The sequence below is a fragment of the Pseudundibacterium arcticum genome (assembly GCF_042646465.1).
Taxonomy (GTDB): domain Bacteria; phylum Pseudomonadota; class Gammaproteobacteria; order Burkholderiales; family Burkholderiaceae_D; genus Undibacterium_A; species Undibacterium_A arcticum.
Genome location: NZ_JBHRTP010000003.1, coordinates 116960 through 138168, shown reverse-complemented (window position 1 = coordinate 138168; position 21209 = coordinate 116960). Strand labels below are relative to the sequence as shown.

Below are 21209 nucleotides of genomic sequence, written 5' to 3'. Positions count from 1 at the left end.
TGTCGGCCTTACGGAATCGAAGCGAAAAATTAGCTGAGCGAGGACAGATTTTGCCGGATTTGCAGTGTCAATAGCGAGCTATTGACCAAAAAGCCGGTGAAATATGGACCGTTCAGATAATTTTGCAGCCGATTCTCCGGGGGCGCCGAGCCGTACGTCCGACAGACTCCTAACAAACTTCAAACAGGCCGGCCGCGCCCTGGCCACCGCCAATGCACATGGTGACGACGACATATTTGACGCCGCGGCGCTTGCCTTCGATCAATGCATGGCCGGTCAGACGCGCGCCGGATACGCCATAAGGATGGCCGACTGCAATCGCACCGCCGTTGACATTGAGGCGATCCATCGGGATGCCGATCTTGTCGGCGCAGTACAGCACCTGCACCGCGAACGCCTCGTTCAACTCCCACAGGCCGATGTCCTCGACCCTCAGGCCGGCCTTTTTCAGCAGTTTCGGAATCGCAAACACCGGGCCGATGCCCATTTCATCCGGCTCGCAGCCGGCCACCGCGAAGCCGCGGAAGATGCCGAGCGGTTGCAGGCCCTTGGCTGCCGCCACCTTGCTACTCATCAGGATCGACACCGACGCGCCATCCGAGAACTGGCTGGCGTTGCCCGCGGTAATCACGCCACCCGGCAGGGCCGAGCGGATTTTGGACACTGCTTCCAGTGTGGTGTCGGCGCGGATTCCTTCATCGGCGGCAATCGTCACTTCCTTGCTGAGCAACATGCCGGTCGCCTTGTCGGCCACGCCCATGATGGTCGTCATCGGCACGATCTCGGCGTCGAACTTGCCGGCGGCCTGCGCGGCAGCAGCGCGTTGCTGGCTCTGGACGCCATACTCATCCTGGCGCTCGCGGCTGATGCTGTAGCGTTGGGCCACGGTTTCGGCAGTTTGCAGCATCGGCCAGTACAGCGCGGGCTTGTTTTGCTTGAGCCAGACTTCCGCCAGCATGTGTTGATTCATTTCCTGCTGCACGCAGGAAATCGACTCGACGCCACCGGCGGCATAGATATCACCTTCCCCGGCGATGATGCGCTGCGCAGCCAGTGCGATGGTTTGCAGGCCGGATGAACAGAAGCGGTTGACGGTCATGCCTGCGGTCGACACCGGACAACCTCCGCGCAACGCGATCTGGCGCGCGATATTGGCGCCGGTTGCGCCTTCCGGGTTGGCACAGCCGATGATCACGTCTTCCACTTCTGCCGGATCAAGTTGCGCGCGCCCGATCGCCGCATTCAACACATGACCGCCCATGGTCGCGCCATGCGTCATATTGAATGCGCCCTTCCATGATTTGGCAAGGCCGGTACGGGCGGTAGATACGATGACGGCGTCAGTCATTTGGGTCTCCAGGGATGAAATGGGTTGAATGGATAGAACCGGCTATATGGCGTTTCTGTAGTGTTTCTGTAGCGTTTCCTTGACTCTTCTTTGAGCCTGTCGAACGCAGAATAGCATATTTATAGTACGACCGTTCGCAAATTAAGTGGGCGCGTCAATCGACCGCAGAGGCTTGTTTTGTGCGCTTGCAGCAAAGGAATAGCGGACGATCGCAGCGGCACGAGGTGTAAGTTTCTGTAAGTTTCGAGCAAGTATCGCGTAAGTATTAAGTAGCACACTCTGTCAGCGCAATGAATGGAGCAAACCAGCGCAATCGCATTGCACGCATTGCATATACCTGTTTGCACCGTACCTAAAATTATTCTTAAGGAGACAAGCATGGCGACAGCACCAGCAACGTCACGCAATTTCGCAGGCTCGCGTGGCCTCACCCCGGAGGAGCGAAAGGTTATCTTCGCGTCGTCCCTCGGTACCGTATTTGAATGGTACGACTTTTATCTGTACGGCTCGCTGGCGGCGATCATCGCCAAGCAATTCTTCGCCGGTACCGATCCTCAAACCGGCTTCATCTTTGCGTTGCTGGCGTTTGCCGCGGGTTTTATCGTGCGTCCGTTCGGCGCGCTGGTATTTGGCCGCCTGGGTGACATGATCGGTCGTAAATACACCTTCCTGGTCACGATCGTGATCATGGGTAGTTCGACCTTCATCGTCGGCCTGTTGCCAAGTTACGCATCGATCGGTATCGCTGCACCGGTCATCCTGATCGCGCTGCGCATTTTGCAGGGCCTGGCGCTTGGCGGCGAATATGGCGGTGCCGCGACTTATGTCGCAGAGCATGCACCGGACGACAAGCGTGGCGCATTCACCGCCTGGATTCAGACCACTGCCACCATGGGGCTGTTCCTGTCGCTGCTCGTGATCCTGGGAACACGTACCGCCATTGGCGAGGCCGCGTTCGCTGACTGGGGTTGGCGCGTGCCGTTCCTGGTTTCCGTATTCCTGCTGGCAGTGTCGGTCTGGATCCGTTTGTCGATGAGCGAGTCGCCGGCTTTCGCCAAGATGAAAGCTGAAGGCAAAACCTCCAAGGCGCCGCTGACCGAGGCTTTCGCCCAATGGAAAAATGCGAAGATCGTGATTCTGGCCCTGGTCGGTTTGACTGCGGGCCAAGCCGTGGTCTGGTACACCGGTCAGTTCTATGCACTGTTCTTCCTGACCCAGACCTTGAAGGTCGATGGTCCTACCGCCAACATCCTGATCGCCGCCTCGCTGTTGCTCGGCACACCTTTCTTCATCATTTTTGGTTCGCTGTCGGACAAGATCGGCCGCAAGATGATCATCATGGCTGGCTGCCTGATCGCTGCATTGACCTATTTTCCGATCTTCAGCGGCTTGACCCACTTTGCGAACCCCGCATTGGAAAGAGCCCTTAAGAATGCGCCAGTGGTAGTGGTTGCCGATCCCGCCTCATGTCACTTCCAGTTCAACTTGACCGGTCAAAAGAAATTCACCTCGTCTTGCGACATCGCCAAGCAATTCCTGGCCGCAAGCTCTGTGAACTATACGAACGAAACGGCACCCGCCGGGTCCGTGGCAAAGATTAAGATTGGCGACAAGGAACTGCCAGCGTTTGACGCAAAATTGACTGCCGACAAGCTCAATTTTGATGCCGACAGCAAAAAGCAGGAGGGTGAGTTCAAGAAGCAGGCGGGCGATGCAATCAAAGCTGCCGGCTATCCTGCCAAGGCTGAGCCGATCCCATTAGGGTCAAGCAACTGGTGGATGATCCTCGGTTTGCTGTTCATCCTGGTGCTCTACGTGACGATGGTATACGGCCCGATCGCAGCGATGCTGGTTGAAATGTTCCCGACCCGTATCCGTTACACCTCGATGTCGCTGCCGTATCACATCGGTAACGGCTGGTTTGGTGGCCTGCTGCCAACCACGGCGTTTGCGCTGGTGGCATTCAAGGGCGATATCTACTACGGCCTGTGGTATCCGATCATCATCGCGCTGATGACCTTCGTGGTCGGCATGCTGTTCGTGAAAGAAACCAAGGATAACGATATCTACGCAGCTGATTAATGCTCGCGTTGCCGGCTTGGGGATACCGAACTAAAGGCCGCCATGCCATGCATCGGCGGCTTTTTTTATGGATTTATGGATTCAACTCTTTCTGTAATTGGGAATGAAAAAAGCGCGGCAATCATGCCGCGCTTTTTGGTTAACCCGGTTCTGCAAACTGGCTCGAACCGGTCAGCCGTTGAAAGTCTTGCCTTCTGCCGCCAGCTTGACCAGCAACGGTGCCGGCTTCCATGCCGAGCCGTTGCGTCCCTTCGCATATTTTTCCATCGCCATCGACACATTCAGCAGACCCACCGTATCGGCATAGAACATCGGCCCGCCGCGGAACAGCGGGAAGCCGTAACCGGTCAGATACACCATGTCGATATCGGATGCGCGCATCGCGATTCCTTCGTCCAGGATGTACGCGCCTTCGTTGACCAGCGCATATACCAGGCGTTCGACAATCTCCTGATCGCTGATCTTGCGCCGCTCCACGCGCAGTTCGGCCGAGTGCTTGACGATCATGTCATTGACGACCTGGGCCGGGTAGGCCTTGCGGTCACCCGCCTTGTAGTCGTACCAGCCGGCGCCGGTCTTCTGGCCGAAACGTCCCATTTCGCACAGCAGGTCGGCGGTTTTCGAATAGGTCACCTCCGGCTTGTCGATGTAACGACGCTTGCGGATATGCCAGCCGATATCATTGCCGGCAAGATCAGCCATACGGAACGGCCCCATCGCGAAGCCGAACTTCTCGACCGCCTGGTCGACCTGCTCCGGCAGGCAGCCCTCTTCCAGCAGGAATCCGGCCTGCCTGCTGTATTGCTCGATCATGCGGTTGCCGATAAAGCCGTCACAGACGCCAGAAACGACGCCGGTCTTTTTCAGTTTTTTCGCCAGCGCCAAGGTGGTTGCCAACACATCCTTGCCGGTCTTGGCGCCGCGCACGATTTCCAGCAGCTTCATGACGTTGGCAGGACTGAAGAAATGGGTGCCGATCACATCTTGCGGGCGTTTGGTGAAGCTGGCGATCTTGTCGACATCCAGCGTCGAGGTATTGGAGGCCAGGATTGCTCCTTGCTTCATCACTTCATCGAGTTTCTTGAATACGGCTTCCTTGACGCCCATGTCCTCGAACACCGCTTCGACCACGATGTCGGCCGGCGCGATGTCTTCATAGGCGAGCGTGCCGCTGATCAGGCCGATGCGCTGCTCGCATTTTTCGGGCGTCAGTTTGCCTTTCTTCATCGTATTTTCGTAATTCTTGCGGATCGTCGCCAGACCCTTGTCGAGCGCTTCCTGCTTCATTTCCAGGATTTTTACCGGAATGCCGGCGTTCGCAAAATTCATCGCAATACCGCCGCCCATGGTGCCGGCGCCAATCACGGCCGCCGTAACAATCGCGCGCGTCGGGGTGTCGGCCGGCACATCGGGCACCTTGCCGGCAATGCGCTCGGCAAAGAAGGCGTGGCGCAAGGCTTTCGATTCCGTCGTTTGCACCAGTTCGATGAACAAGGACCTTTCAAACTTCATGCCGTCATCGAATTTTTTGGTGACGGCAGCCGCCACCGCCTCGACGCATTTCAATGGCGCCGGAAACGGACCTGCCATCGCCTTCACGGTATTGCGCGAGAATTGCAGAAATGCTTCGTAGTTCGGGTAGTCGATCTTGAGGTCGCGTACTTTTGGTAGCGGGCGCACGTCAGCAACCTGGTTGGCAAACGCCAGCGCACCTTGCATCAGATCGCCGTCGATCAGTGCATCGAACAGGGCCGTTTGCACCAATTTCTCGGACAATACCGGGGTGCCGGAGACGATCATGTTCAGGGCCATTTCCAGACCCAGCACCCGCGGCAAGCGCTGCGTGCCGCCAGCACCCGGCAGGATGCCCAGTTTGACTTCCGGCAATGCGATCTGCGCGCCCGGCGCGGCGACACGGTAATTACAACCGAGCGCCAGTTCCAGACCGCCACCCATGCAGACCGTATGGATCGCGGCGATTACCGGCTTGGTCGAGTTTTCGACCATATTGATCACGGTATGCAGCGACGGCTCCATCAATGCCATCGGTGAATTGAATTCCTTGATATCGGCACCACCGGAAAATGCCTTTCCGGCGCCGGTGATGACAATCGCCTTGATTGCGTCGTCGTTCAATGCCGTTTGCATGGCTGCGACCACGGCGCTGCGGGTCGCAAAACCCAAGCCATTAACTGGGGGGTTATTCAGGGTGATAACGGCGACGGCGCCTTTGACTTGATATTCCGCGGTCATGACTAATCCTTTTGTCAGAGTTTGTTTTTAAGCTGGTAACCGATGGAACGCGTTTGACGCATCCAGCAAACGCGCTGCCCGAGCGTTGCTGACCTGCGTTCCAGATCGATTTTTTTGATTCGAAACTGATGATCGGACGCCACAGCATGGCACGGACCAAGGATTACTATACCGCAAAAAGAACGATCGTATTATTTTTAATGCGCGCGGCCTTACACTTCCAGCCATTCCCTGCGAATCTGCGGGTTGTTGCGCAGATCTTCGGGCGTCCCCTCAAATGCGATCGCACCATGGCCCATCACATAGACCCGCTGCGAGATGTCCATCGCAATCGCCAGTTTTTGTTCGACCAGCAGCACCGATACACCTGCACTTTGCAGCTCAGTCAGGTATTGCGCCACTAATCCGACGATCTTCGGCGCCAGTCCTTCAGTTGGTTCGTCAATCATGATCAGGTCGGGATCGCCCATCAGCGTGCGGCACAAGGTCAACATTTGCTGCTCGCCTCCCGACAGCAGGCCGGCCGCGATGGACTGACGCTCTCTGAGTCGCGGAAACATCCGATACATATCGGCGAGCGCCCAGCGCGGACTGTTTCTCGCCGTCCCGCCTCGTTTCTCACCCAGCAGCAGGTTTTGTTCGACCGTCAGCGTCGGGAAAATATCCCGGTTTTCCGGCACATAGCCCAAACCCTTATGCGCGATCTGAAACGCCTTCAGGCCGATCAATTCATCACCCTTGAAGGAAATCGACCCGGTCGCCGCGACTTGTCCCATCGTCGCCTTGATCGTGGTCGAACGTCCAACGCCGTTGCGCCCGAGCAGGCTGACGATTTCGCCCTGTTCGACCCGTAGATTCACGCCGTGCAGGACATGACTCTTGCCGTAGAACGCGTGCAGATTCTTGATGTCGAGTAAGGTCGTCATCAACGTTCGCGCGCCGGAGACAAGCTGGCGTCGGCGCCGCCCAGATAGGCTTCCTGGACCGCCGGATTGCTGCGGATATTGGCCGGGATATCGCAGGCGATCAACTCACCATAGACCAGCACGGCGATCCGGTCGGCCAAACCAAACACGACACTCATGTCATGCTCGACCATCAACAACGTCTTGCCAGTACTCACCTTGCGGATCAGTTCGACCGCCGCATCGGATTCGGAGCGACTCATCCCCGCGGTCGGCTCATCCAGCAGGATCACGTCGGCGCCGCCGGCGATCGTGATGCCAATCTCCAGCGCCCGTTGTTCGGCGTAGGTCAATACGCCGGCGATGCTGCTGTGGCGACGTTGCAACCCGATCTGCTCCAGCACCTGCTCCGCACGCTGATGCGCATCTTTCAAGCCGTCCAGGCGTTGCCAGAACGAATAGCGGTAGCCAAGCGACCATAGCGCCGCGCAGCGCAGATTTTCATAGACGCTCAGTCGATGAAAAATATTCGTGATCTGAAAACTGCGTGACAAGCCGCGCCGATTGATTTGGTATGGCTTGAGCCGGGTGATACTCTCGCCCTTGAGCAAAATATCCCCGGAAGTCGGCTGAAAGCGCCCGGAAATCAGATTAAAGAGCGTCGATTTTCCGGCACCATTGGGGCCGATGATCGCGATCCGTTCGCCACCGGTGACTTGCAGACTGGTATTGCGAATGATTTCGGATTGACCGAAATTCTTTCTGACGGACTTTAGTTCCAGCGCGCATTGCGGGTGCGGAGTGTTTGTCATCACGGCGGCGTGCTCCGAAGGCGATCGTCGATTTCGGCATTAACGACGTCCCAGGCCGGGGCAAATGCCGACTTCGCGCGACGAAACCCGTAGCCGCCAAACGCAATCAGCAGCGCCGCGAGCAGCCAACCAGTCGCTGCGGCGGCGGCCGTCTGAAATCCGAACAGTGTCGTCTGCGCTCCGTCCGCGGCGCCGAGCGTCATCCGATACAGCATCTCGATCGCCAGCACCGCGCCCAGCGCCACCATCACGGTAAACGCAGCGACCGATAGCCAGGCTCGCCAGAGGCGACCGACCTGGCCATATTTGATTACCCGTAAATTGAGCATCAGCACACCGGCAATTCCGCCCGGGGCAAACATCACCATTGCGATGAAAAAGCTGCCCAGATACAGCTGCCACGCTTTAGTGTAGTCCGACAGCATGATCGAAAAAAACACGCCGACCACGGCCCCGATCATCGGTCCGAAGAAAAAACCGATACCGCCAATGAAGGTAAACAGCAGCACCACGCCGGACCGGATCGCGCTGACGTTCTCGGCGCTGACGATCTCGAAATTGATCGCCGACAAGGCGCCCGATATGCCGGCAAAGAACGCAGACACAATCAGGGTCAGATAGCGCACCCATTGCGCGTCATAGCCGATGAATTCGGCGCGTTCCGGATTGTCGCGCACCGCATTCGCCATCCGCCCCAGCGGCGTGTGCGACCACGCATACATGCCAATCGTGCTGACGAAGAGCCAGAAGGCAATCAGGTAGTACACCTGGATTTGGGGCCCGTAGCTGATGCCCATGACAGCGGGACCGATTACCCGGTTGGTCGTGATACCACCCTCGCCGCCAAAAAAACCGGGGAACATCAGCGAGCAAGCGAACACCAGTTCCACCATGCCGAGCGTGATCATCGAAAAAGTGGTTCCCGATTTCTTGGTAGTCACATAACCAAACAGGCAGCCGAAGAACAGGCCGGCCAGGCCGCCGACCAAGGGGATCAGCGTGACCGGGAAAATCAGTGCGCCACTGCCGATCCGGTTCATCGCATGGATCGCGAAAAAAGCACCGAGGCCGGAATACACCGCATGACCGAATGACAGCATGCCACCCTGCCCCAGCAGCATATTGAATGACAGGCCAAAAATCATCAGGGTCCCGATCTGGCATAGCAAGGACAACGATCTGCCCTGATTAAAGATCAGTGGCGCGACGATCAGTAGCGCCGCAAAGGCGCTCCAGATCACCCAGCGGTTCAGGTTGATTGGGCGGTAACTCAATGTCTTGCGCATTACATCAACTTTCCCTGGTGCCCATCAGGCCGCGCGGACGAAAGATCAGGATCAGCACCAGAAACAGATACGGCAAAATCGGCGCGATCTGGGCAATACTCAGCACCAGCAGCGGGTAGCCCAGTGTACTGGCGGTGATTTCAGCGCCGAATCTTGAAAGCAGGCTGGCCAACGAATAATCGAGCGCAACGGCATAGGTTTGCAGCAAGCCGATCAGCAGGGACGCGACGAATGCGCCGACCAGTGATCCCATGCCGCCGACCACGACCACCACGAAAATAATACTGCCCAGCGCTGCCGCCATACTGGGTTCGGTCACAAACGCGTTGCCGCCGATCACGCCTGCCAAGCCCGCCAGTGCGCAGCCACCGCCGAACACCAGCGTGAAGATACGCGGCACGTTGTGGCCCAGCGACTCGACCGCCTCCGGATGCGTCAGCGCAGCCTGAATCACGAGCCCGATCCGGGTTCGCTTCAACAAGAGATAAATTGACAGCAGCATCAACAGCGCAATCAACATCATGAAGCCGCGATACATCGGAAAGGCCGTGCTGTAGAACGTAAACAACGGTCCATCCAGTGCCTTTGGAATCGGATACGGTACCGCAGCCCGGCCCCAGACCAGCTGTACCAGCTCCACCACCACATACGACAAGCCGAAAGTGAACAGCAGTTCCGGGATATGGCCGTACTTGCGTACCACGCGCAGTCCATAGCGTTCCACCAGCGCTCCGATGACACCGACCACCGGCGGCGCCAGCAGCAGTGCCGGCCAGAATCCCAGCGTGATGCTAATGGCATAGGCGAAATAGGCACCGAGCATGTAAAAGCTGGCATGCGCAAAGTTAAGCACGCCCATCATGCTGAATATCAGCGTCAAGCCGGACGACAGCATGAACAGCAACAGCCCGTAACTGAGGCCATTCAATAAGGTAATCAGTGCAAATTCCAATCGATAATCCTCCGCGCAAGGATTTTAACGGCCGCACTTGTTTTGGCAAGAAAAAGCGTGGCGACCGGAGCGGCCACGCATCCAGATGCGGCTTGCTCGGCACCCAGGTCGGCACCCAGGTCGGCACCAGGACCGGGCTATCGGGCCGGACGTTTCATTTGACAGGATGATGGCTGGGTCGCGGTATAGGCATCCACCTTTTGCTCGGTTTTCCAGCCATAACCGGTATTTTCCTGGTCGTATTTGACGTCCTTGCCGTTGGTCTTGGTCCAGGTAGAGATATACAGCGGCTGCTGCAGTTGATGATCACTCTTCTGCATGGTCACTTCGCCGTTCAGGCTGCGGAGCTTCATGCCTTCCATGGCAAACGCAACCTTGACCGGGTCAGTCGACTTGGCGTCCTTGATCGCTTTCGATAGCAGTGCAATGGCGGTATAGGTTGACATCGTGTAGTAGTCGTCACCGTATTTTTTCTTGAACGCTTCAGCGATTTCCTTGCCGGAGAAGCTTTCATTATTCGGCTGCCAGTACGCGATCATCTTGACCCGTTCCGCACCGGCTGCGCCCATTGCGCTCGGCACGCCGGAGGTACCGGCGTAATACGTATAGAAGTTTGCCTTCAGATCCGCATCTTTCGCGGCCCTGATCAGCAGCGCCAGATCGGCGCCCCAGTTGCCGGTGATCACCGTATCGGCGCCGGATGCCTTGATCTTGGCGACATACGGCGAGAAATCCTTGACCTGGCCGATCGGATGCAAATCGTCGCCGACGATCTTGATGTCTGGCCGCTTGCGCGCCAGGTATTCTTTCGCGGCGCGCGTCACCTGATGCCCGAAGCTGTAATTCTGGCCAATGATGTAGACGCTCTTGATATTCTTGTCCTTGGCCATGAAACTGGTGAGGGCTTCCATTTTCATGTCGGAATTGGCATCGAGCCGGAAATGCCAGAAACTGCATTTGCCGTTGGTCATATCGGGATCGACCGCGGAGTGGTTCAGGTAGACGATCTCCTGCCCGGGATTGCGTTCGTTGTGCTTGTTGATCGCGTCGAGCAGCGCAAGTCCGACGCCGGAGCCATTGCCCTGCGTGATATACCGATAACCCTGATCGATCGCCGCCTTTAGCTGGGTGAGCGATTCTTGCGGGCTGGCCTTGTTGTCGAAACCGACTACCTCAATCTTGTTGTCGCCGGCCCATTTCGCCTGATTCGCCAGCTCGGCGATCATCTGAAAGCTCTTCAACTGGTTTTGACCAATCGGTGCAAACGCCCCTGACAGCGGATCGATATACGCAATTTTGACGGTTTCCGCCGATACACCGGGCGCGGTAAAGATAGCAGCAGTCATGATTGCCAAAGCCAGAGGATGCAATTGCATGGTCATATTCAGCTCCCTTGTTTTTACGTATCGGTCAAAAATCCTTGTTTCAATCTCCGTCAGTTCAAAAAATCAGATTGCCAGCCTCAGGCTGTCGGTAATTGGTAATCCTTGAATTGCGCCCTGATCTTGTTTTTCAGGATCTTTCCGGTGCCACCCAACGGCAGCGCATCCACGAAGACGACATCGTCCGGGGTCCACCATTTGGCAATTTTTCCTTCAAAGAAAGCCAATAGTTCTTCCTTGCTGACCTCGGCACCCGGGCGTTTCACCACCACCAGCAGCGGACGCTCGTCCCATTTGGGATGTGCAATACCGACGCATGCCGCCTGCAGTACCGCCGGATGCGACATCGCGATATTTTCGAGGTCGATGGTGCCGATCCATTCGCCGCCGGACTTGATCACGTCCTTGCTGCGATCGGTAATCTGCATATAGCCGTCCGGATCGATGGTTGCGACGTCGCCGGTCGGGAACCATCCGTCCAGCAATACGTTGTCATCTTCCTTGTAATAGCCGGCGACAACCCACGGGCCCTTGACCAGCAGATCGCCAAATACCTTGCCATCCCACGGCAGTTCCTGGCCGTCGTCGCCGACGATCTTCATGTCGACACCATAAATCGCGTGTCCCTGCTTTTGCAGGATCTTGCGCTGCTGCGCCAACGGCAGACTCAGATGCTTGCTTTGCAGGATGCAGGCGGTGCCCAGCGGCGACATTTCAGTCATGCCCCACGCATGCACCACCTGGACGCCATAGTCGTCCATCAGCGTGTTCATCATCGCCGGCGAGCAGGCCGAGCCGCCGATGACGGTGCGTTTGAAGCTGGAGAAGCGCAATTTGTTTTGTTGCACATAATTCACCAGCCCGAGCCAGACGGTCGGCACGCCGGCTGAAAACGTCACCTGTTCCGCCTCGAACAATTCATACAAAGACTTGCCATCGAGCGCCGCGCCCGGAAACACGATCTTGGCACCGGACAAGAGCAGCGAATACGGCAGACCCCAGGCATTGACATGGAACATCGGCACCACCGTCAACACCGTATCGGCCGCGCTGACATTGAGCGCATTGGGCATCGCCGAGCCATAGGAATGCAGAACCGTCGAGCGATGCGAATACAGCGCGCCTTTCGGATTGCCGGTGGTGCCCGAGGTATAGCACAGCGACGCGGCCGAATTTTCGTCGAACAGCGGCCAGTCATACTCGTCCGGCGCCGCCGCGATCAATTCCTCGTAACACAGCAGATTCGGCAGCGTGGATTGGGCCGGCATGCGATCGCGCTCACACAGCATCACATAGCCCTTGATGCTCTTGCACAGTGGGGCAATTGCCTCGACCAAGGGCAAGAAAGTCAGATCGAATAGCAGGTACTGATCTTCGGCATGATTTGCGATATAGGCGATTTGCTCGGGAAACAGGCGCGGATTCATGGTGTGCAGTACCGCGCCGGAGCCGGACACCGCATAGTAAGCCTCGAGATGACGATAGCCGCACCAGGCCAGTGTCGCGACGCGCTCGCCCATCTGCACACCCAGGCCGGCTAGCGCATTGGCCAGCTGCCGGGCGCGCCGATGGCAATCACGATAGGTATAACGATGCATATCGCCTTCAACCCGGCGCGATACGATCTCGTTATCGCCGTAGTGCCGATCGGCAAATTGAATAATGCTGGAGATGAGCAACGGCTGGCTCATCATTTTTCCCATCAGCGGACTCATCGGATACTGCGACATGGCGCCTCCTGATTGTGTACTACCATGGATAATATTGATGCACAGTCTGCACGACCTGACTTGCCGTAACTAACCAATTTCAACAGATTTGATGGAGTATATCGATATTGACGATAAATCATATACGCAGAATGATCACCATTACAGGAGTATATGAAAACCTCCATGCTCTGTCGAATGCCTACCCGCTCACGGTGAAATAGTTGCGCCACCTGGCGTAAGTTTCGCGCAACTAATACGACAGATCAATATATCCTACTGCACAAACTGTCAATCAATTAAACATTTATCATGTGAATAGTTTCGACCCGTTGTTAAGGACCTTACATTGCCTCGCACTAGCCAACTTCATACCCCCACCGTGCAAGCCGCCGGCCAATCTTCAGCGCGGCAACGCACTGACGACCTGTGCTTCAGCAATTCATTCGCCGAATTGCCGCCGGCTTTCTACACACGCCTGCAACCCACGCCGCTACCAGCGCCTTACCTGATTGCCGGCAGTCCGGCCGCGGCGCGGCTGATCGGGCTCGATCCCGCCGAATTCGCCGACGCACATTTCATCGCGAGTTTCAGCGGCAATCGCCCCTTGCCCGGCGCAATCCCGCTGGCCGGCGTGTATTCCGGCCATCAGTTCGGCGTCTGGGCTGGACAACTGGGTGACGGCCGTGCGATTTTGCTGGGCGACGTGCCGGGTGCCGACGGCCCGCTCGAGCTACAACTGAAAGGCGCCGGTCAAACGCCCTACTCGCGCCACGCCGATGGCCGCGCCGTGCTGCGCTCGTCGATCCGGGAATTTCTATGCTCGGAAGCGATGGCGGGGCTCGGCATTCCGACCTCGCGCGCGCTGTGCGTAACGGGTTCCGACCTGCGCGTGATGCGCGAGGCGCCCGAGACCACGGCCGTGGTCACGCGCATGGCGCCGAGCTTTGTACGCTTCGGCTCATTCGAGCATTGGTATTACAACGACAAGCAAGCAGAGCTAAAGCACCTTGCCGACTACGTAATCCGGCGTTTTTATCCCGACCTGCTGACCGTGGAAAACCCCTATCAGGCGCTGCTCGCCGAAGTGACGACCCGCACCGCGCATTTGATGGCGCAATGGCAGGCGGTCGGATTCATGCATGGCGTGATGAATACCGACAATATGTCGATCCTCGGCCTGACCATCGACTATGGACCGTTCGGCTTCATGGAGGCGTTCGACGCCCGTCACATTTGCAACCACAGCGACCCGCAGGGCCGCTATGCATACAGCATGCAACCGCAGATCGGCGAATGGAATTGTTACGCGCTGGGTCAGGCATTGTTGCCGCTGATAGGCACGGCCGACGCCACGCACGCGGCGCTGGCACTGTATCAGCCGGCCTACGCCGACAAGATGGATCAGTTGCTGCGCGCCAAACTCGGCCTGAAATCCAGTGCGCCGGAAGATGAACCGCTCTACCAGTCGATGTTTGCGCTGATGCAGGCCAACCACGTCGATTTCACACTGTTTTTCCGTCGACTTGGCGATTTGCAGGTCAACAATCCGGCCGCCGATGAGCCGCTGCGCGATTTGTTCATCGATCGCGCCGCGTTTGACGCATGGGCCGTGCAATATCGGCAACGCTTGAAGCATGAAGGCAGCGACGACGCCACCCGCCGGCTTGCCATGCATGCGGTCAATCCGAAATACGTATTGCGCAACTACCTGGCCCAAGTTGCGATCGACAAGGCGGAACATAAGGATTTTTCCGAAGTCGAAAAACTCTTGAAAATTCTCGAAAATCCGTTTGACGACCAACCCGACAATGAAGCCTACGCGGCATTGCCACCGGACTGGGCCAGCCAGTTGGAAGTCAGCTGTTCGTCATGATCGCCGCCGAAACCATAATGGAGAATAAATGAGCAACGACAAAATCACCAAAACGGATGCCGAGTGGCAGGCGCAACTCGACCCGATGGAGTACCGGGTGACCCGTCACGCCGACACCGAACGTGCCTTCACCGGCAAATATTGGGATCATCACGAGCACGGCATCTATACCTGTGTCTGTTGCGGCACGCCATTGTTCGAGTCCGACACCAAATTCGATTCCGGTTGCGGCTGGCCGAGTTATTTCAAGGCCATTGATCCGGACAACGTCAGCGAACGTGTCGACCGCAGTCATGGCATGATGCGTACCGAAATTACGTGTAACGTCTGCGACGCCCATCTGGGGCATGTGTTTCCGGACGGGCCGCCGCCGACCGGACTGCGATATTGCATCAATTCGGCTTCGCTGCGGTTCGAACCGATTTAAAATAGCCGACTTAGGCATTCAATAAAGACGTCCGATAATGAAATTCCTGTTTGACCTGTTTCCGGTACTACTGTTTTTTGTCATGTTCAAATGGGGCGAAGGACACGTCGACGCGGCGCAATCGCTCGCCGCACAAACCATGTCGGGGCTGGTGTCAGGTGGTATCGTGACCGCGGCACAAGCGCCAATCTTGCTGGCGACCGCGGTCGCGATTGTCGCCTCCTTCGCACAAATCGGCTATCTGTTGCTGCGCAAGAGAAAAGTCGACGGCATGCTGTGGGTGTCGCTAGGCATCATCGGGCTGTTGGGCACTGCGACCATTTATTTTCATAACGACACGTTCATCAAATGGAAGCCGACAGTGCTGTACTGGGTCTTCGCTGTGTCGTTGTGTGTCAGCCAGGTTCTGTTCAAGAAAAACCTGATCCGCTCCGCAATGGAAGAGCAGATCCATTTGCCGGATCCGGTCTGGCAGCGACTGGGTTTGGCCTGGACGATTTTCTTTTTCTCGATGGGATTCATAAACCTGTTCGTGGCATTCGTGTTATTCAAGTCAAATACGGCGGCCTGGGTTAATTTCAAGCTATTCGGTGGCGTTGGGCTGTTTTTTGCCTTCGTTGTGGGGCAAAGCGTCTACCTGTCAAAATACGTCGAGGATTCAGCATGACCGACCGGATGGAGCGGATCCGCGCCCGCCTGCTTGCAACTTTTTCACCATTGGAATGTCAATTGGAGGATGAATCAGCTTTGCACGTCGGCCATGCCGGCGCGGCAACGGGCGGAGGGCACTATCGGGTGCGGCTGGTTTCCGCTTCTTTTGAAGGGCAAAGCCGTATCGTTCGACATAGGCTGGTGTATGATGCTGTCCACGATATGATGCACACGGAAATTCATGCGCTTGCCATCATCGCACTGGCACCGTCTGAAGTCTGAAATCAGACGGTACCGGCTGAAGTTTGTTGCAATTATTTCAACTCCCACTTTTTAGGAATTAATAATGACTTTAAAACCTGCACGCTTGCTGGTGGTACTTCTTGCAGCCGCAGCTTTGCCAGCGATGGCGCAGAACCTTGCTGTTGTGAATGGCAAGTCCGTACCGTCCTCCCGCGCTGACTTGATGGTCAAACAAATGACCTCGCAAGGTCAACAGGACACGCCGCAATTGCGCGCGATGGTCAAGGAAGAGTTGATTAACCGTGAAATCCTGATTCAGGAAGCTGACAAACTGGGTCTGGGCAATACCGCCGACGTGAAGAGCCAGATGGAAATCGCGCGCCAGTCGATCGTGATCCGTGCACTGGTCGCCGATTTCGTGAAAAAGAACCCGGTGAGCGACGCCGACATCAAGGCTGAATACGACCGATTCAGGGCACAGGCCGGCGACAAGGAATACCATGCCCGCCACATCCTGGTCGAGAAAGAAGACGACGCCAAGGCAATCATCGCCAAACTGAAAGGCGGCGCCAAGTTTGAAGATCTGGCCAAGCAGTCGAAAGACACCGGCTCCGCAGCCAATGGCGGCGATCTGGACTGGGCGACACCAGCGACTTTCGTGAAGCCATTCTCCGACGCGCTGGTCGCACTGAAAAAAGGTCAATTGACCGATACACCAGTGAAAACGCAATTCGGCTTCCACGTCATCAAACTGGAAGACGTACGCGCTGCAAAGATCCCGACGCTGGAAGAAGTAAAACCGCAAATCTCAGAATCGCTGCAGCAGAAAAAACTGCAGGCTTTCCAGGAAGAGCTGCGCAAGAAAGCGAAGATCCAGTAATCCAGCAATTGCATGACGAAATGGGCGATCCGATACAGATCGCCATTTCAGTAAAAAGGCCGCTTGTTTAGCGGCCTTTTTTTCGTTCACCGGTCCTTGCGCATCCTGGTCAGATTGCCGGTGCGCTCCGGCGGATCAATTCAGGCGCAACGCGCCGGATTGCCGGTCCGGTTCGACCATCAACCCACCCACGTGCGCGCATTGCGAAACATCCGCATCCATGGCGAATCCTCACCCCACGACTCTGGATGCCAGGACTGTTGCACGGTGCGGAACACGCGTTCCGCATGTGGCATCAATACGGTGAAACGGCCATCGGCAGTCGTCACCGATGCAATCCCCTGCGGCGATCCATTCGGATTGTACGGATAGGATTCAGTCACCTGGCCCTTGTTATCGACAAAGCGCATCGCGACGATCGCCTGACCGATATCGCCGGTTTGCGAGAAGTCGGCAAAACCTTCACCATGCGCGATCGCGATCGGCATTTGCGAACCGGCCATGCCCTGGAAGAAGATTGATGGCGATTCCGGCATGTCGACCATCGCAAAGCGCGCCTCCAGCCGTTCCGATTTGTTGCGGGTAAATTTCGGCCACGCCTGCGCGCCGGGGATGATGGCCTTCAGATTGCTCATCATCTGGCAGCCGTTACAGATGCCCAATGCAAAAGTGTCGCCGCGATTGAAGAAGCGCGCGAACTGCTCGGCCAGCTCGGCGTTATACAGAATCGTCTTGGCCCAACCTTCACCTGCTCCCAGAACGTCACCGTAAGAGAAACCTCCGACTGCGATCACGCCGGTAAAGTCATCCAATTTGGCACGGCCGGCAATCAGGTCGCTCATGTGCACATCGACGGCCGTGAAGCCCGATTTGTGCATCACATAGGCGGTTTCGACATGGGAATTGACGCCCTGCTCGCGCAGGATCGCAACCCGCGGCTTGATGCCGGTCGCAATGAACGGTGCGGCGATATCCTGCTGCGGATCGAAGCTCAGCACCGGCGTAATGCCAGGATCGGCCAGATCCAGTACCCGGTCGTATTCGGCGTCGGCACAGGCTGGATTGTCACGCAGACGCGCGATGCGCCAGCTGGTTTCACTCCACAGGCGCTGCAGTTCTGCGCGCGGCTGGTGGTAGATCTGCTTCGCGTCGCGCGTGATTTCAATCACATCACGATCATTCGGCTTGCCGATGATGTGGCTGATGGCACCCAGATTATGGGCGCGCAGCACATCCATCACGTCGGACTTCTGCTCCGCACGGACCTGGATCACGGCACCCAGTTCTTCATTAAACAGGGCGCGCAGCGTCATGTCGTTGCGACGCTCCGCAATCTGCGCAGTCCAGTTTTTGGAGTCGCCCCAGTCCGCCGCGTGCTCGCTTTCCATAGTCAGGATATCGACATTGATCGACAAACCGCTATGGCCGGCAAACGCCATTTCCGTCAGTGTGGTGAACAGGCCACCATCGGAGCGGTCATGATAGGCGAGCAGCTTGCCTTCGTTGTTCAGTTGCTGAATCGCTGCAAAAAACGCTTTCAAATCATCGGCGCTATCGACATCCGGCACCTCATTGCCCAGCTGCTGCATCACTTGCGCCATCGCGGACGCACCCATGCGGTTCTTACCGCGGCCAAGATCGATCAGTATCAACGCGGTATCGCCGGCATCTGTGCGAATTTGCGGTGTCAGCGACAGGCGCACGTCATGCACCGGTGCAAACGCCGAGACGATCAGCGATACCGGCGACGTGACGGCCTTGGCGCTGCCGTCGTCGCTCCAGGTGGTGCGCATCGACAGCGAATCCTTGCCGACCGGAATGCTGATACCCAGCGCCGGGCAAAGTTCCATGCCGACCGCCTTGACGGTGTCGAACAGCGCGGCGTCCTGCCCCGGTTGACCGCAAGCAGCCATCCAGTTGGCAGACAGCTTGATATCCGAGATATCGGCAATCGGCGCTGCCGCGATATTGGTGATCGCCTCGCCTACCGCCATCCGGCCCGAGGCAGCCGCGTTAATGACGGCCAGCGGCGTGCGTTCGCCCATCGCCATCGCTTCGCCGAGGTAGCCTTCAAAACTCATAGTGGTGACCGCACAATCGGCCACCGGCACCTGCCATGGGCCGACCATCTGGTCGCGCACCGACATGCCGCCCACGGTGCGGTCGCCGATCGTGATCAGGAAGGATTTGTCGGCCACGGTCGGCAGGCGCAACACGCGCTGCGAAACGTCGAGCAGATCCATGCCGGTCAAATCTATCGCCGGGAAATCATTCTCGACATGCTGTACGTCGCGATGCATCTTGGGTGGTTTGCCGAGCAGGACATCCATCGGCATGTCGACCGGTTCGTTGCCGTGTTGCCGGTCGATCACTTTCAGTTGCCGTTCCTCGGTGGCAGTGCCGACGGTGGCGAACAGGCAACGCTCGCGTTCGCACAGATATTGGAACAACGGCAGGCTGTCCGGCGCGATTGCCAGCACGTAACGCTCCTGCGACTCATTGCTCCAGATTTCCTTTGGCGCCATTCCGCTCTCTTCCAGCGGGATCTGACGCAAGTCGAACATCGCGCCGCGCTTGGCGTCGTTGGTAATTTCCGGGAACGCATTCGATAGGCCACCGGCGCCGACGTCGTGAATCGACAGGATCGGATTGGCGTCGCCCATCGCCCAGCAGGCATTGATCACTTCCTGTGCGCGCCGCTCCATTTCCGGGTTGCCGCGCTGTACGGAATCGAAATCGAGGTCGGCAGTATTGGTGCCGGTCGCCATCGACGACGCGGCGCTGCCGCCCATGCCGATGCGCATGCCGGGACCGCCCAACTGGATCAACAGGCTACCGACCGGCAACGCGTTCTTGTGGGTATGCTTGTCGGAGATATTGCCGATGCCGCCGGCGATCATGATCGGCTTGTGATAGCCAAATACCGTGCCGCCGACATTCTGCTCGTAAGTGCGGAAGTAACCGCCAAGGTTCGGCCGGCCGAATTCATTGTTGAACGCTGCGCCGCCAATCGGCCCCTCGATCATGATCTGCAGGGGCGAAGCGATGCGGTCGGGTTTGCCGTAAATCTCGGCCTGCTCGAAAGCCTGACGCCCTGCCGGCAATCGGGCCACGTCACGCGCGTTTTCCCATGGCTGCACGGCGTGCGTGAGCATCAGGTTGGAGACAGTAAAACCGGTCAGGCCGGCCTTCGGCTTGGCGCCACGTCCAGTCGCACCCTCGTCGCGAATTTCGCCGCCGGCGCCGGTCGAGGCGCCGGGAAACGGCGCGATCGCGGTCGGGTGATTGTGCGTTTCCACCTTCATCAGCGTATGCGTCAGTTCGTCGGACGCCTCATAGACGTTGCCCTGCATCGCGCCGCGCGGGTAGAAGCGCGACACCGTTGCACCCTGCATGATCGACGAGTTATCGCTGTACGCAACGATGGTGCCTTTGGGCTGCAGTTGATGGGTATTCTTGATCATCGCAAACAGCGATTTATCCTGCTTCTGGCCGTCGATCGTCCAGTCGGCATTGAAAATCTTGTGGCGGCAGTGTTCGCTGTTGGCCTGCGCGAACATCATCAGTTCGACATCGGTCGGGTTGCGTTCGGCTCGTGTGAAGGCATTGACCAGGTAATCGATCTCATCGTCCGACAGCGCCAGTCCGAGGTCGGTGTTGGCGCGCTCCAGCGCGGCTCGGCCGCCGGTCAGGATCTCAATCGATTCGAGCGCTTTGGCCTCGAGTTCACGGAACAACCCGGCCGCCTCGTTCGCATCACGCAACACCATCTCGGTCATCCGGTCGTGCAGCAAGGCGGCCACCGTCTGTGCCGAAGCCTCGGATAGTTTCTTGGCCCCGCCGAGCAAGCCGGATTTAAGCTGGACACGGTAGACAATGCCGCGCTCGATGCGCTTGATATGGGTCAGCCCGCAGTTGTGCGCGATATCGGTCGCTTTCGAGGCCCAGGGTGAAATGGTGCCGAAACGCGGAATGACGACGAATTCATCGCCCTCCGCATTGCCGTCAAACGGATCACCATAAGTCAGTAATGCATCGAGGCGACTGGCATCGTCCCTGGATATTTCGCCAGCCGCATCGATCAGATGCAGAAAACTTCCGGTCACGCCAATAATGGCGGGCTCGGCAGCTTTCAGTTGCGCTAACAGGCGTTGGGTACGGAAGGCAGACAGGGCATTCGAGCCCGACAGGATCAGCATGGCTAGTGGGGAAGTTGATGCAGAGGCATACCTGTCTGCATTAAAAACGACTCATGCTCCGACTGCGCGCACCGTTTACACGCATTGTTTCCACGAATCGTCTCTAACGTATGTCGGTAGTTCGGCAAAATTAATAGACCCGATATTATACCGCGTCGCAACATCGACAACGCGGGTGAAGCTCGGGAAATTCGGCTAAAAAAT

General features: G+C 57.4%; 15 protein-coding genes. 6 read left to right on the top strand and 9 right to left on the bottom strand.

All coding sequences use genetic code 11. The annotated features are described in order from the left end of the window. Positions 1-169: 169 nt before the first annotated feature. The gene (locus tag ACFOFO_RS01475; protein WP_390325018.1) at positions 170-1348 is read right to left on the bottom strand and encodes an acetyl-CoA C-acyltransferase; all 1179 of its coding nucleotides are present in this window, start codon (positions 1346-1348) and stop codon (positions 170-172) included. Between the two features lie 378 nt (positions 1349-1726). On the opposite strand from ACFOFO_RS01475, the gene ACFOFO_RS01470 reads away from it, so the two are divergent. Then, positions 1727-3430 (top strand): MFS transporter, encoded by a 1704-nt coding sequence (locus ACFOFO_RS01470; protein ID WP_390325020.1) that lies wholly within the window; start codon positions 1727-1729, stop codon positions 3428-3430. Positions 3431-3601: 171 nt separating this feature from the next. Here ACFOFO_RS01470 and ACFOFO_RS01465 read toward each other — a convergent pair whose 3' ends face one another. The 7 genes from ACFOFO_RS01465 to ACFOFO_RS01435 form a co-directional block, all read right to left on the bottom strand. After that, positions 3602-5683: a 3-hydroxyacyl-CoA dehydrogenase NAD-binding domain-containing protein gene (locus ACFOFO_RS01465; protein WP_390330632.1), complete on the bottom strand. Its 2082-nt coding sequence runs from the start codon at positions 5681-5683 to the stop codon at positions 3602-3604. A gap of 212 nt (positions 5684-5895) precedes the next feature. Continuing rightward, positions 5896-6609: an ABC transporter ATP-binding protein gene (locus tag ACFOFO_RS01460; protein ID WP_390325021.1), complete on the bottom strand. Its 714-nt coding sequence runs from the start codon at positions 6607-6609 to the stop codon at positions 5896-5898. Next, on the bottom strand, positions 6609-7400 hold the full coding sequence (locus tag ACFOFO_RS01455) for an ABC transporter ATP-binding protein (protein ID WP_390330643.1): 792 nt from the start codon (positions 7398-7400) through the stop codon (positions 6609-6611). The genes ACFOFO_RS01460 and ACFOFO_RS01455 overlap by 1 nt, the downstream gene beginning before the upstream one ends. Next, a complete protein-coding gene (locus ACFOFO_RS01450; RefSeq protein WP_390330630.1) occupies positions 7400-8686 on the bottom strand; it encodes a branched-chain amino acid ABC transporter permease in 1287 nt (428 codons plus the stop codon). The genes ACFOFO_RS01455 and ACFOFO_RS01450 overlap by 1 nt, the downstream gene beginning before the upstream one ends. Positions 8687-8690: 4 nt before the next feature. Beyond that, positions 8691-9638: a branched-chain amino acid ABC transporter permease gene (locus tag ACFOFO_RS01445; protein WP_390325023.1), complete on the bottom strand. Its 948-nt coding sequence runs from the start codon at positions 9636-9638 to the stop codon at positions 8691-8693. Positions 9639-9775: 137 nt separating this feature from the next. Continuing rightward, positions 9776-11014, bottom strand: coding sequence for a branched-chain amino acid ABC transporter substrate-binding protein (locus tag ACFOFO_RS01440; protein WP_390328111.1), 1239 nt, complete (start codon positions 11012-11014; stop codon positions 9776-9778). A gap of 86 nt (positions 11015-11100) precedes the next feature. Beyond that, a complete protein-coding gene (locus tag ACFOFO_RS01435) occupies positions 11101-12750 on the bottom strand; it encodes a 3-(methylthio)propionyl-CoA ligase (protein WP_390325025.1) in 1650 nt (549 codons plus the stop codon). A gap of 361 nt (positions 12751-13111) precedes the next feature. Here ACFOFO_RS01435 and ACFOFO_RS01430 point away from each other — a divergent pair, with 361 nt between their 5' ends. From ACFOFO_RS01430 to ACFOFO_RS01410, 5 genes are all read left to right on the top strand, one after another. Beyond that, a complete protein-coding gene (locus tag ACFOFO_RS01430; RefSeq protein ID WP_390330642.1) occupies positions 13112-14605 on the top strand; it encodes a protein adenylyltransferase SelO in 1494 nt (497 codons plus the stop codon). A 28-nt stretch (positions 14606-14633) separates the two neighbouring features. Next, complete coding sequence (gene msrB / locus ACFOFO_RS01425) at positions 14634-15032, top strand: peptide-methionine (R)-S-oxide reductase MsrB (protein ID WP_390325027.1); 399 nt, start codon at positions 14634-14636, stop codon at positions 15030-15032. Between the two features lie 37 nt (positions 15033-15069). Beyond that, positions 15070-15699 (top strand): septation protein A, encoded by a 630-nt coding sequence (locus tag ACFOFO_RS01420; protein WP_390330628.1) that lies wholly within the window; start codon positions 15070-15072, stop codon positions 15697-15699. Next, positions 15696-15965 (top strand): BolA family protein, encoded by a 270-nt coding sequence (locus ACFOFO_RS01415; protein WP_390325029.1) that lies wholly within the window; start codon positions 15696-15698, stop codon positions 15963-15965. The genes ACFOFO_RS01420 and ACFOFO_RS01415 overlap by 4 nt, the downstream gene beginning before the upstream one ends. A 64-nt stretch (positions 15966-16029) precedes the next feature. After that, on the top strand, positions 16030-16806 hold the full coding sequence (locus ACFOFO_RS01410) for a peptidylprolyl isomerase (protein ID WP_390330626.1): 777 nt from the start codon (positions 16030-16032) through the stop codon (positions 16804-16806). 179 nt (positions 16807-16985) lie between these two features. On the opposite strand, the gene purL is transcribed toward ACFOFO_RS01410, so the two are convergent. After that, positions 16986-21005: a phosphoribosylformylglycinamidine synthase gene (purL, locus tag ACFOFO_RS01405; protein WP_390330624.1), complete on the bottom strand. Its 4020-nt coding sequence runs from the start codon at positions 21003-21005 to the stop codon at positions 16986-16988. Between the last annotated feature and the right edge of the window lie 204 nt (positions 21006-21209).